Source organism: Microbacterium sp. NPDC055312 (genome assembly GCF_053645675.1).
Map to the genome: position 1 here is coordinate 707,765 of NZ_JBSHMU010000002.1, position 12,268 is coordinate 720,032.

9 protein-coding genes are annotated in these 12,268 nt (G+C 70.0%); 8 read left to right on the forward strand and 1 reads right to left on the reverse strand.

What is annotated here, in order from left to right; genetic code table 11:
* Positions 1-10 precede the first annotated feature (10 nt).
* A complete protein-coding gene (locus ACWIDW_RS07855; protein ID WP_454124273.1) occupies positions 11-1,516 on the reverse strand; it encodes a helix-turn-helix domain-containing protein in 1,506 nt (501 codons plus the stop codon).
* Between the two features lie 97 nt (positions 1,517-1,613).
* On the opposite strand from ACWIDW_RS07855, the gene gabT reads away from it, so the two are divergent.
* The 8 genes from gabT to poxB all read left to right on the forward strand — a co-directional run bounded on the left by gabT (position 1,614) and on the right by poxB (position 12,091).
* Complete coding sequence (gene gabT, locus ACWIDW_RS07860; protein WP_454124274.1) at positions 1,614-2,972, forward strand: 4-aminobutyrate--2-oxoglutarate transaminase; 1,359 nt, start codon at positions 1,614-1,616, stop codon at positions 2,970-2,972.
* Between the two features lie 79 nt (positions 2,973-3,051).
* On the forward strand, positions 3,052-4,458 hold the full coding sequence (locus ACWIDW_RS07865; RefSeq protein ID WP_454124510.1) for a flavin monoamine oxidase family protein: 1,407 nt from the start codon (positions 3,052-3,054) through the stop codon (positions 4,456-4,458).
* Complete coding sequence (locus tag ACWIDW_RS07870) at positions 4,455-5,348, forward strand: universal stress protein (protein ID WP_454124276.1); 894 nt, start codon at positions 4,455-4,457, stop codon at positions 5,346-5,348. Before ACWIDW_RS07865 ends, ACWIDW_RS07870 begins: the two co-directional genes overlap by 4 nt.
* Positions 5,348-6,913: an APC family permease gene (locus ACWIDW_RS07875; protein ID WP_454124278.1), complete on the forward strand. Its 1,566-nt coding sequence runs from the start codon at positions 5,348-5,350 to the stop codon at positions 6,911-6,913. Before ACWIDW_RS07870 ends, ACWIDW_RS07875 begins: the two co-directional genes overlap by 1 nt.
* 29 nt (positions 6,914-6,942) lie before the next feature.
* Positions 6,943-8,412, forward strand: coding sequence for an NAD-dependent succinate-semialdehyde dehydrogenase (locus ACWIDW_RS07880; RefSeq protein WP_454124279.1), 1,470 nt, complete (start codon positions 6,943-6,945; stop codon positions 8,410-8,412).
* 32 nt (positions 8,413-8,444) lie between these two features.
* Positions 8,445-9,806, forward strand: a complete 1,362-nt coding sequence (locus ACWIDW_RS07885) for an NAD-dependent succinate-semialdehyde dehydrogenase (protein WP_454124281.1) — start codon at positions 8,445-8,447, stop codon at positions 9,804-9,806.
* 98 nt (positions 9,807-9,904) lie between these two features.
* Entirely contained in the window at positions 9,905-10,339 is a 435-nt protein-coding gene (locus ACWIDW_RS07890) for a pyridoxamine 5'-phosphate oxidase family protein (RefSeq protein WP_454124282.1), read from the forward strand.
* 27 nt (positions 10,340-10,366) lie between these two features.
* On the forward strand, positions 10,367-12,091 hold the full coding sequence (poxB, locus tag ACWIDW_RS07895; protein ID WP_454124284.1) for a ubiquinone-dependent pyruvate dehydrogenase: 1,725 nt from the start codon (positions 10,367-10,369) through the stop codon (positions 12,089-12,091).
* Positions 12,092-12,268: the final 177 nt, after the last annotated feature.

Sequence of the window (12,268 nt, forward strand, 5' to 3'; positions counted from 1 at the left end):
GCGCGGGTACTCACCCGGCCGCCCGCAGCGTCGCCCACAGCTCGGCGCGTGCGGGGAACGAGGCGAGGTCGGTGCCGAGCAGCGCCGCGGCCTGCGCGATGCGGCTGCGCAGCGTGTGCCGATGGATGCCCAGCACCGCGGCGGTCTGCTCGCCGCGGGCGTCATGCTCGAGCCACGCGCGCAGAGTGCGCTCCAGCTCGGCGCCGGTGGTCGCGTCGTGCGCACGCAGCTTCGCGAGCCTCGTCCGCGCCAGGGTGCGCGTCTCGGTGGAGACGAGCGCGTCGAGCACCCCGCCGGATCCGACGTCGTGGTACTCGATCACCCCGTCGCCGCCGGGGCGCTGCAGCGCGGTCGTCGCCTGCGCGTGCGCATGGGCGAAGGCGTCGTAGTCGGCCGGTTCCGATGCGCCGATCCGGATGCCGAAGCGGCTCGCCACCTGATCGAGCAGGCCCCGCGAGGATGCGCCGAGGCAGATCGTCAGCCCGTCGGCATCCTCCGCCACGAACGACACGGTGCCGCCGACCGACCGCTGCCGCTCGAACCAGCCGACGATCGCGTCGACCGGTGCGTCGGCGGCGGTCGCGACGACGATCGGGGCGGGTGGCAGGGCGCCGAGCGTGCGCCGCGCGAGGGTGGGGTCGTCCGCTCGCAGCGACGCGAGCAGCTGAGTGTGCATGCGGCGGCGCCCGCGGGCGAGCTGCTCGCTCTGCTCGAGCGCCAGCCCCGCCATGGCGATCGCCGTTGTGATCACGGCGCGGGCCTCGGCGTCGATGGGATGCAGGTCCACCGCGATCACGCCCTTCAGCTGTGAGCTGCGGCCGAGGGTGAACAGCGTCACGGTGCTCTCGCCCCCGTCGAGCGACCGCGTCGCGGTCGTCCCTCTGCTGAGCAGGTCGGCGACGGCATCCGCCACCGCATCCGCACCGCTCGCGAGGGCAGACGGATGCTCCTGCGCGATCGTGCCGCTCGAATCGAACAGGCCGACCCAGCAGTCCAGTCGCCGGGCGAGCTCGGCGAGCGTCGCCTCCAGGCCACGCGGCCGCAGCGCGGCGAGGGCGAGCGCGCGCTGCACCTCGAGCGCCCAGGTGCGCCGAGCGTACGCGTGCGACGCCATCGCCTCGGCGTGCGCGCGGGCCACGGCGAGGAAGGGGATGTCGTAGGGCACGTCGAACAGAGCGAGACCGGCCGCCTCGCACGCGGCGACGAGTTCGTCCGGCGGCCCCACCCGGTGCACCCCGGACCCGAAGCCCAGCGCGCGCACGCCGCGGCCCACAAGACGGGTGACGTAGTCGGTGACGCCGCGCTCGTCGTGGTCGCCGAACTGGCTCCCCGTGGTCATCAGCACGAGGTCGTCCGCGAGGAAGGGCGTCGGATCGAGCAGGTCCGAGCTGTGGACTCCGCGCAACGGAAGGTCGAGCGAGCCGTCGGCGGGGGACGGCTCGGCCGTCACGAGACTCAGACGCAGGTGCGCATGTCCGAGCAGCGTGCGCAACGTGGGCGGGGTGTCGGTCGGCACCGGAGCCTCCTTCTGTTTGTACGGTGTGGCGAGAGTTCAATCCGAAGTGTACGCTTCGGCGAATGCGGGCCGTACGCCCGAGTCGTAGCCTCGCCTCATGACCCTCATCGACGAGACCTCCACGACTCCCGCAGGCGGACCCACCCTCGAGCAGGTCCGTCGCATCATCACAGAGCTTCCCGGGCCGCGCTCCGCGGCGATCCTCGCTCGCAAGTCCGACGCGGTCGCCGCAGGCGTCGCGCACTCCATGCCCGTCTCGGTCGTGGCCGCCGGCGGCGGCGTCGTCGTCGACGCCGACGGCAACTCGCTCATCGACCTCGGCTCCGGCATCGCCGTGACCAGTGTCGGCAACGCGCACCCCAAGGTCGCCGCCGCCGTTGCCGCCCAGGCCGCGCAGTTCACGCACACCTGCTTCATGGTGTCGCCGTACGAGTCGTACGTCGACGTGGCCGAGGCGCTCAACCGCCTGACCCCCGGCGACTTCGCGAAGAAGACCGCTCTGTTCAACTCGGGCGCCGAGGCCGTCGAGAACGCGATCAAGATCGCCCGCAAGCACACCGGACGTCAGGCGGTCGTCGCCTTCGACCACGGCTACCACGGCCGCACCAACCTCACCATGGCGCTGACCGCCAAGTCGATGCCCTACAAGTCCGGCTTCGGCCCGTTCGCCCCCGAGGTGTACCGCGTGCCCGGCTCGTACCCGTACCGCGACGGACTGACCGGCGCCGAGGCTGCCGAGCGCGCCATCACCCTCATCGAGAAGCAGATCGGCGCCGACAGCCTGGCCGCCGTGATCATCGAGCCCATCCAGGGCGAGGGCGGGTTCATCGTGCCCGCCGACGGCTTCCTCGACGCGGTGGTGGCCTGGTGCCGCGACAACGGCGTGGTCTTCATCGCCGACGAGGTGCAGACCGGCTTCGCCCGCACCGGCGCGATGTTCGCCAGCGAGATCTTCGGCATCGAGCCCGACCTGATCACCACCGCCAAGGGCATCGCCGCCGGCCTGCCGCTCGCCGGGGTCACCGGCCGTGCCGAGATCATGGACGCCGCACACGCCGGCGGTCTCGGCGGAACCTACGGCGGCAACCCGATCGCCTGCGCCGCCGCGCGCGCCGCGATCGACGCGTTCGAGAACGACGGGCTCATCGAGCGTGCGCAGCAGATCGGCGCGGTGCTCACCGAGCGCCTCCAGGCGATCCGCGAGAACGACGGGCGTCTGGGCGAGATCCGCGGCCACGGCGCCATGATCGCCGTCGAGTTCGTCGACGCCGAGACCGGCGCTCCGGATGCCGCGCTGACCGCCGCCGTCGCCAAGGCATGCGTGGCCGAGGGTGTCATCATCCTCACCTGCGGCACCTTCGGCAACGTCATCCGCTTCCTGCCGCCGCTGTCGATCGGCGACGACCTGCTGAACGAGGGCATCGACGTCCTCGCCGCCGCGCTGCAGCGCGCCTGAGACGGTCGGCCGCGACCCTGGTCGGGGGATCAGGGGTCGCGGCCGACACACATCCGACAGACATCACGTATCAAAGGAGATCACCATGACCGAGCACGCCATCACGCGCGACGTCGTCATCGTCGGAGCAGGAGCCGCCGGAACCACCGCGGCGAACGAACTGCGCAAGGCAGGCCTGTCGGTCGCCGTGCTCGAGGCGCGCGACCGCGTGGGTGGGCGGCTGTGGACCGACGTGATCGACGGCGCGATGTTCGAGATCGGCGGCCAGTGGGTCTCGCCCGATCAGGATGCCCTGAAGGAGACCATCGCCGAGCTGGGCCTCGAGACATTCGACCGCTACCGCGAGGGAGACAGCGTGTACGTCGGCCCCGACGGCACGCTGCACCGCTTCACCGGTGAGATGTTCCCGGTGTCGGCCGAGACCGAGGCGACGATCGCCGAGATCACCGAGCGACTCGACGCGATGGTCGCCGAGATCGACCCGGACCGCCCGTGGGAGCACCCGAACGCCGCCGAGTGGGACTCGATCACGTGGGACGCCTGGCTGCGTCAGCAGACCGACGACGACGAGGCGGTCCGCAACCTCGCCTTCGCCACGGGCTCAGCCATGCTCACCAAGCCGACGCACGCGTTCTCGCTGCTGCAGTCGCTGCTGATGGCGGCATCCGCCGGGTCGTACTCGAACCTGGTCGATGCCGACTTCATCCTCGACAAGCGCGTCGTCGGCGGCCTGCAGCAGGTTCCGGTGCTGCTCGCCGAGCGCCTCGGAGATGACGTCTTCCTGAACCAGCCGGTGCGCACCCTGGAGTGGGGCCCTTCGACAGGCTCAGGGGCCCAGGGCGGCGTCGTCGCGTACGCCGACGGCATGACCGTCCGTGCGAAGCACGCGATCCTCGCGCACGCCCCGGTGCTCTATGACCGCATCTCGTTCGTGCCCCCGCTGCCGCGCCGCCAGCACCAGCTGCACCAGCACCTGTCGATGGGCTTCGTGATCAAGGTGCACGCCGTGTACGACCGCCCGTTCTGGCGCGAGCAGGGTCTCAGCGGCACCGCGTTCAGCCCGTACGAGCTCTCGCACGAGGCGTACGACAACACCAACCACGGCGACGAACGCGGCACCCTGGTCGGCTTCGTCAGCGACCAGAACGCCGACGACCTGTTCACGCTGAGCGCCGAGGAGCGCAAGGAGCGCATCCTCGAATCGCTGTCGCACTACTACGGTCCCGAGGCGAAGAATCCGGTCGTGTACTACGAGAGCGACTGGGGCAGCGAGGAGTGGACCCGCGGTGCGTACGCCGCGAGCTTCGACATGGGCGGACTGCACCGCTACGGCGCCGATCTGCGCGCCGCCGTCGGTCCGATCCACTTCGCGTGCAGCGACATGGCGGGCGCCGGCTACCAGCACGTCGACGGCGCGATCCGGATGGGCCGCCTCGCCGCCGCGCAGATCCTCGAGAAGGTCGGCGCCGAGGTCGCCGAGGCATGACCGGGTCGATCGTCGTCGGGTACACGGCGACGGATGCCGGTGCCGACGCCCTCGCTCTCGGAGCGAGGCTGGCGCGCAGCATCGACGCGCCCCCCGAACTCGTCATCGTGCTTCCGCCGGAGGGCACCCGCAGCTCGGCGGTGGTCCCGCCGGAGCGTGCCTTCGAGGCCCACGTGCGCGCCCAGGCCGAGGAGTGGCTGCGAGCGGCCGTCGCCCAGGTGCCCGCCGACATCCGCTGCCTCGGACACGTGCGCTTCAACGAGTCCTTCGCCGAGGGCATCATCGCCGCCGGTGAGGAGTTCGACGCGCGCCTCATCGTCGTCGGCGCCGGCAACGGCTCCACCCTCGGCCGACACCGGCTCGGCTCGGTGGCATCCGAGCTCGTGCACTCCTCGCCCATCCCCGTCGCCCTGGCACCTGCCGGGTCTCACCGCGACACCGACGCCGGGGTGCCGATCCCGCGGGTGACCGCGGCGGTCGGCACGCGCGCCGGCGCCGACGCCCTGCTCGATTCCGCCGTGGAGCTCGCCACCGCAGCCCGCGGCACCCTGCGTCTCGTCTCGCTCGTGCCCTTCGACGTGCCTGCCGGTCTCGACACCGGTGCGATCAGCCTCGCGCAGAACGCTCACGGAGAGGATGTGCTCGCACAGGTGCGGGCATCCCTTCCCGAGGGCCTCGCCGTCGAGGTCGAGCGTGCGACCGGCGACAGCGTCGAAGACGCCGTGGCGCACCTGCGCTGGCATCCGGGCGAGGTCGTCATGGTCGGCTCCAGCCGGCTCGCCCAGCCCCGCCGTCTCTTCCTGGGCTCGACCGCGGCGAAGATGCTGCACGAGCTGCCCGTACCCATGATCGTCGTCCCGCGCACCCGCGCCGAGGCAGGAGAACGCTGATGTCCAGCACCGATCGGGCGATGGAGCCCGGCTCCGCAGTCACCACCGGGATCTCCCGAAAGGGGCTCAGCGTCGGCACCGTCGGCGTTCTCGGCGCCCTCGTGATGGGCATCTCGTGCATCGCCCCGGCCTACACGTACACTGCCGGGATCGGCGGCGCGGTGGGCGCCGTCGGTTTCCAGGTCCCCGCCATCCTGCTGCTCGGCTTCATCCCGATGCTGCTCGTGGCCTTCGGGTACCGCGAGCTGAACAAGGCGATGCCCGACTCGGGCACGAGCTTCACCTGGGCCACCCGAGCGTTCGGCCCGTACGTCGGGTGGATGGCCGGGTGGGGGCTGATCGTCGCGACCATCCTCGTGCTGTCGAATCTCGCCGGCATCGCCGTCGACTTCCTCTTCCTGCTGATCTCGCAGATCTCCGGTGACGAGTCGATCGCCGCCATCACCCGCAATCCGTTCGTGAACGTCGCGGTGTGCCTGATCTTCGTCGCGCTCGCCACCTGGGTGTCGTACCGCGACGTGTCCACGTCGCAGAAGCTGCAGTACGGCCTGGTCGCGTTCCAGGTCGCGATCCTCGTGCTCTTCGCCGTGATGGCGATCGTCGAGACCGTCCAGGGCGGGGCCTTCGAGGCGAACCTGCCGGAGCCGGCGTGGTTCAACCCGTTCGAGATCCAGGGCGGGATCTCGATGATCGTGATGGGCCTGTCGGCATCCGTCTTCATGTTCTGGGGATGGGATGTCACTCTCACGATGAACGAGGAGGCGAAGGACCCCGAGCGCACGCCAGGACGAGCCGCCATGCTCACGGTCGTCTCGATCATTGCGATCTACCTGCTGCTCACCGTCAGCAGCCTGATGTACTCCGGGATCGGCGACACGGGCCTCGGACTCACGAACGAGGACATCGGCGGCAACGTGTTCTTCGCGCTGTCCGGTCCGGTCATGGGCGGCCTCGCCTTCCTGCTGTCGCTCGCCGTGCTCACCTCGTCGGCCTCGTCGCTGCAGTCGACGTTCATCTCGCCCGCGCGGACCCTGCTCGCGATGGGCCACTACGGCGCGATGCCCAGGAAGTTCGCGCGCGTCAACCCGCGGTTCTTCACCCCCGGGTACGCGACCATCGCGTCGGCGTTCGTCGCGGGCGGGTTCTACGCCGTGATGCGCTTCCTCAGCGAAGACGCGCTGTGGGACACCATCCTCGCGCTGGGCATGATGATCTGCTTCTACTACGGCATCACCGCCCTGTCGTGCGTGTGGTACTTCCGCCGTCAGTGGTTCGACTCGGGCAAGGACTTCTTCTTCAAATTCGCCAGCCCGCTCGTCGGCGGCATCATCCTGCTCGTGCTCTTCGTGATCACCGCGATCGACAGCCTCGCGCCCGACTACGGGTCGATCGCGATCGGCGCCGACGCGAACGGCGAGGGCGGCATCGGCATCGTGTTCTTCATCGGCGTCGGCCTGCTGATCTTCGGCGCGGTGCTGATGCTCGTGCAGCGGATCTTCGCCCCCGCCTTCTTCCGCGGTGAGACGCTGGGTGTGGACGCCCCGCCCAGCGCCCGCGGCCGCTGACCATCCCTCCCCACAGAAACGAGATGACAATGACACTCGCATCGAACGAGCAGGAACTCCTCTCCCGCGTCCCCGGCGGCCTCTTCATCGGAGGGCAGTGGACGGATGCCGAAGAGGGGCGCACCTTCGACGTGCGCGACCCCGCGACGAACGAGGTGATCGCGTCGATCGCCGACGCGACGCCGGCCGACGGCATCCGGGCACTCGACGCAGCCGTCGCCGCGCAGGATGCCTGGGCCGCGACCGCCCCGCGCACCCGCAGCGACATCCTGCGTCGCGCGTTCGACCTCGTGCAGCAGCACAAGGAGGACCTTGCGCTGCTGATGACCCTCGAGATGGGCAAGCCGCTGGCCGAGGCACGCGGTGAGGTCGTATACGGCGGCGAGTTCCTGCGCTGGTTCAGCGAGGAGGCCGTGCGCATCAGCGGCCGCTACGGAAGCAACCCCGAAGGCACCGGTCAGATGATCGTGTCGCAGCGCCCGGTGGGTCCGTCGTTCTTCGTCACCCCGTGGAACTTCCCGTTCGCGATGGCGACCCGCAAGATCGCTCCCGCCCTCGCGGCCGGCTGCACCGTGGTCATCAAGCCCCCGGCACTGACGCCGCTGACCACGATCTTCTTCACGAAGCTGCTCGAAGAGGCGGGCCTGCCCGCCGGCGTCGTCAACGTCGTGCAGACCTCGCGCTCCGGCGCGCTGTCGGCGCCGATCATCGCCGACCCGCGCCTGCGCAAGCTGTCGTTCACGGGGTCGACCGAGGTGGGCCGCAAGCTCATCGCGCAGGCCGCGGACGGCATCCTGCGGGTGTCGATGGAGCTGGGCGGCAATGCGCCGTTCGTCGTCTTCGAGGACGCTGATCTCGACAAGGCGGTCGACGGCGCCATGCTGGCGAAGTTCCGCAACATCGGCCAGGCCTGCACCGCAGCCAACCGGTTCATCGTGCATCAGGACATCGCCGAGGAGTTCGGCCGGCGCGTCACCGAGCGCGTGCAGGCGATGAAGATCGGCCGCGGCACCGAAGACGGCGTGGCCATCGGCCCGCTGATCGACGAGGACGCCGTCGCCAAGGCGGAGGAGCTCGTCAGCGACGCCGTCGAGCGCGGCGCGCGCGTGCTGGCCGGCGGCGAGGCCGTCGAGGGCACCGGCACGTTCTACCAGCCCACCGTGCTCACGGACGTGGTCGCCGGCAGCGCGATCCTCCGCGAGGAGATCTTCGGACCGGTGCTCGCCATCGCGACCTTCGCCGACGAAGCCGAGGCCGTGCGTCTCGCGAACGACACCGAGTACGGGCTGGTGTCGTACGTGTTCACCGAGGACCTCGCGCGAGGTCACCGGATGATCGACGCGCTGGAGACGGGCATGATGGGTCTGAACGTCGGTGTCGTCTCGAACGCCGCCGCCCCCTTCGGTGGTGTGAAGCAGTCCGGCATCGGCCGAGAGGGCGGCGCCGAGGGCATCCACGAGTACCTGTCGACCAAGTACACCCTGATCCCCAACGCCTGAGTCCGCTCCGGCGAGAGAGAAGAGGAACCGACATGACCGACTACGTCGTCGTCAACCCGGCCACTGGCGAGACCGTCGCCCGGTACGACACCGCCACCGACGAGCAGATCGAGCAGGCCGTCGCGGCCGCAGCCTCGGCCGCCAGGGTCTGGGGCGCGACCGCTCCGGCAGACCGGGCCGCCGTGATCCGCCGCATCGCAGAGCTGCACCGCGAGCGCAAGGACGAACTGGGCGCGATCATCGTGCGCGAGATGGGCAAGCCGATCGCCTCTGCAGTGGGCGAGGTCGAGTTCGCCGCGGACATCATCGAGTATTACGCCGACAACATCGAGGTGATCACGGCCGACCAGCCGCTCGACATCCTCGGCAAGGGCACCGCCGTGGTGCGCCGGGCGCCGCTCGGCTCGCTGCTGGGCATCATGCCGTGGAACTTCCCGTCGTACCAGGTCGCCCGCTTCGCGGCTCCCAATCTGGCGATCGGCAACACGATCATCCTCAAGCACGCCCCGCAGTGCCCCGAGTCGGCTGCCGCGATCGAGACCATCTACCGCGACGCGGGTCTGCCCGAGGGTGCGTACGTGAACGTGTACGCCACCAACGAGCAGGCGGCGACGATGATCGCCGACCCGCGCGTGCACGGCGTCTCGGTCACCGGCTCCGAGCGGGCCGGCGCCGCCGTCGCCGAGGTCGCCGGCCGCAACCTGAAGAAGGTCGCGCTGGAGCTGGGCGGATCCGACCCGTTCATCGTGCTCTCGGCCGACGACCTCGACTCGGTCGTGCAGCTCGCCGTCGACGCACGCATCGACAACAACGGGCAGTCGTGCAACGGCGCGAAGCGCTTCGTGATCGTCGACGAGCTGTACGACGAGTTCACCTCGAAGTTCGTGGCGTCGCTCGCCGCCATCTCAGCCGAGGACCCGACGCAGGAGGACACCGTGCTCGGCCCGCTGTCGTCGCTCGTGGCCGCCGAGCGCCTGCAGCAGCAGATCGACACGGCCGTTGCGCAGGGGGCGACTCTGCTCACCGGTGGTACCCGCGAGGGCGCGTTCTTCGCGCCGACCGTGCTCGCCGACGTGACGCCTGAGATGGACGTGTACCGCGAGGAGCTGTTCGGCCCGGCCGCCGTCGTGTATCGCGTCGCCGACGAGGATGCCGCTGTCGAGCTCGCCAACGACACGACCTTCGGCCTCGGCTCATACGTGTTCACGACCGATGCCGAGCAGGCCGACCGCGTCGCGAACCGGATCGAGGCGGGCATGGTTTACGTGAACATCGCCCTCGCCGACAGCCCCGAGCTGCCCTTCGGCGGTGTGAAGCGCAGCGGCACCTCGCGCGAGCTGGGTCTGCTGGCTGCCGACGAGTTCGTCAACAAGAAGCTCATCCGCTCGGCCTGAGCATCACCGGCACTCTTTCGACGCGGTACGGGCGGCTTCTGCCCGTACCGCGTCGTCGCCTTCGGGGATACTCTCGAACCAGGCGGAAGGAGCGTGTCATGACCACCGAGGATCCGGTCATCCGGCTGAGCGAAGAGGAATGCTGGCAACGCCTTCGGGGATCGGAGCTGGGGCGCCTGGTCACCCGAGTCGGCGAGGTCATCGACATCTTCCCGATCAACTTCGTCACCGACGGCACGTCGATCATCTTCCGCACCGCGGAGGGCAGCAAGCTCATCGAGCTGACCGTCAACCACGAGGTGCTGTTCGAGGTCGACGAGCACACGGATGCCGACGCCTGGAGCGTCATCGTGCGCGGCAGCGCGCACACGCTCGACACCCTGGCGGAGCGCGAGGCGGCCGACCGGCTCGGGCTCAAGCCGTGGGTGCCGACGCTCAAGTACAACTACGTGCGCATCCGGCCGTCGTCGGTCAGCGGACGCGCGTTCCAGCGCACCGGGGAGCCGGAGCGGTACGGGGTCTCCGACTACTGACCCCGCCGGCGGGCATAGGGTCGAAGCATGACGACCGTCGCTGAGAACATGGTCCGCACGCTTCGCGCCAACGGCATCGACCGGGTCTACGGCATCCCGGGCGATTCGCTGAACGGCTTCACCGACGCACTGCGCCGAGACGGCACCATCCGCTGGGTGCACGTGCGTCACGAGGAATCAGCGGCTTTCGCCGCCGCCGCCGATGCCGCGCTCACCGGCGACCTCGCCGTCGTCGCCGGATCCTGCGGCCCCGGCAACCTGCACCTGATCAACGGGCTGTACGACGCGAACCGATCGCGCGTGCCGGTGCTCGCCATCGCCGCTCAGATCCCCACGGTCGAGATCGGAACCGGGTACTTCCAGGAGACGCACCCGCAGGAGCTGTTCCGCGAATCGAGCGTGTACGTCGAGTACGTCGCCGACCCGTCGCAGATGCCGAGGCTCATGGAGATCGCGATGCGCGCGGCCATCGAGCAGCGCGGAGTCGCGGTGCTGGTCATCCCCGGCGACGTGGCCCTCGCCGAGATCGCCGACGACCGCGCCGTCGTCATCCCGCGCACGAACCCCGTGATCACCCCCAGCCCCGCAGAACTCGAGCAGGCGGCGACCCTGCTCAACGGCACACGCAGGGTGACGATCCTCGCCGGGGCCGGCGTCGAGGGGGCGCACGACGAGGTCGTCGCCCTGGCCGACCGGCTCGCCGCCCCGATCGTGCACGCCCTGCGCGGCAAGGAGCACATCGAGTACGACAACCCCTTCGACGTCGGGATGACCGGGTTGCTCGGCTTCGCGTCCGGATTCCGTGCGATGGAGGCGGCCGACGTGCTTCTCGTGCTCGGGTCGGACTTCCCGTACCCCCAGTTCTACCCCGAGAACGCGACGACGATCCAGGTCGACATCCGCGGCTCGCAGCTCGGCCGGCGGCATCCGCTCGATCTCGGCCTCGTCGGCGACGTGAAGGCGACCGTCGAGGCCCTGCTGCCGCGGCTGGCCGAGAAGAGCGACCGTTCGCATCTCGATGATGCCGTCGTGCACTACCGCAAGACGAGGGCGAAGCTGGATGAGCTGGCGGTGCCCGCTCGCGGCTCGGCGCCGATCCATCCGCAGTACCTCGCCCGGCTGATCGACGAGGCGGCGGCGTCCGACGCGATCTTCACCGCGGATGTCGGGTCCCCGACCGTCTGGGCCGCGCGCTACTTCTCGATGACCGAGCGGAGGCGCCTGATCGGCTCGTTCACGCACGGGTCGATGGCGAACGCGATCATGCACGCGATCGGCGCGCAGACCGCCCGGCCCGACCAGCAGGTGATCGCGCTCGCCGGAGACGGAGGACTGGCGATGATGCTCGGCGAGCTGATCACGATCACCCAGAACCGGCTGCCCGTGAAGGTGGTCGTGGTGAACAACTCGTCGCTGAACTTCGTCGAGCTCGAGATGAAAGCGGCCGGGTTCGTCACCTACGGCACCGAGCTCGACAATCCCGACTTCGCGGCGGTCGCGTCGGCGCTGGGCATCTTCGCGCGGCGGGTCGAGCGGTCGGAGGATCTGCTGGACGCGGTGGCCGAGGTGCTCGCACACGATGGCCCCGCGCTGCTGGACGTGGTCACCGAGAGGCAGGAGCTGTCGATGCCGCCGTCGATCAGCGCCGAGCAGGTGAAGGGCTTCGCGCTCTATGCGATCCGCACCGTCATGTCGGGCCGCGGCGACGAGCTGCTCGACCTCGCGAAGGCCAACTGGCGTCAGCTCTTCTGACGCGCCGCGCCGCCCGGCGTGCCAGGTCGTGCGTCACGGAGCGTCGGCTGAGCACCTGCCCGCCTGTTTGCCTGCCCGCGCCAGCGCAGGTGAACAGGCGGAGGTAGGAGAGAATCCGGGTGTTTCGTCCTGCGCTCGCGTGTTCGCCTACCTCGGATGAGTCGGATGCCCATGCCA

Excerpts from the sequence above, each read along its gene's own strand:
- gabT (WP_454124274.1), top strand. The coding sequence starts at position 1,614 with ATGACCCTCATCGACGAGACCTCCACGACTCCCGCAGGCGGACCCACC.
- ACWIDW_RS07870 (WP_454124276.1), top strand. The coding sequence starts at position 4,455 with ATGACCGGGTCGATCGTCGTCGGGTACACGGCGACGGATGCCGGTGCC.
- ACWIDW_RS07875 (WP_454124278.1), top strand. The coding sequence starts at position 5,348 with ATGTCCAGCACCGATCGGGCGATGGAGCCCGGCTCCGCAGTCACCACC.
- ACWIDW_RS07880 (WP_454124279.1), top strand. The coding sequence starts at position 6,943 with ATGACACTCGCATCGAACGAGCAGGAACTCCTCTCCCGCGTCCCCGGC.
- ACWIDW_RS07885 (WP_454124281.1), top strand. The coding sequence starts at position 8,445 with ATGACCGACTACGTCGTCGTCAACCCGGCCACTGGCGAGACCGTCGCC.
- ACWIDW_RS07890 (WP_454124282.1), top strand. The coding sequence starts at position 9,905 with ATGACCACCGAGGATCCGGTCATCCGGCTGAGCGAAGAGGAATGCTGG.
- poxB (WP_454124284.1), top strand. The coding sequence starts at position 10,367 with ATGACGACCGTCGCTGAGAACATGGTCCGCACGCTTCGCGCCAACGGC.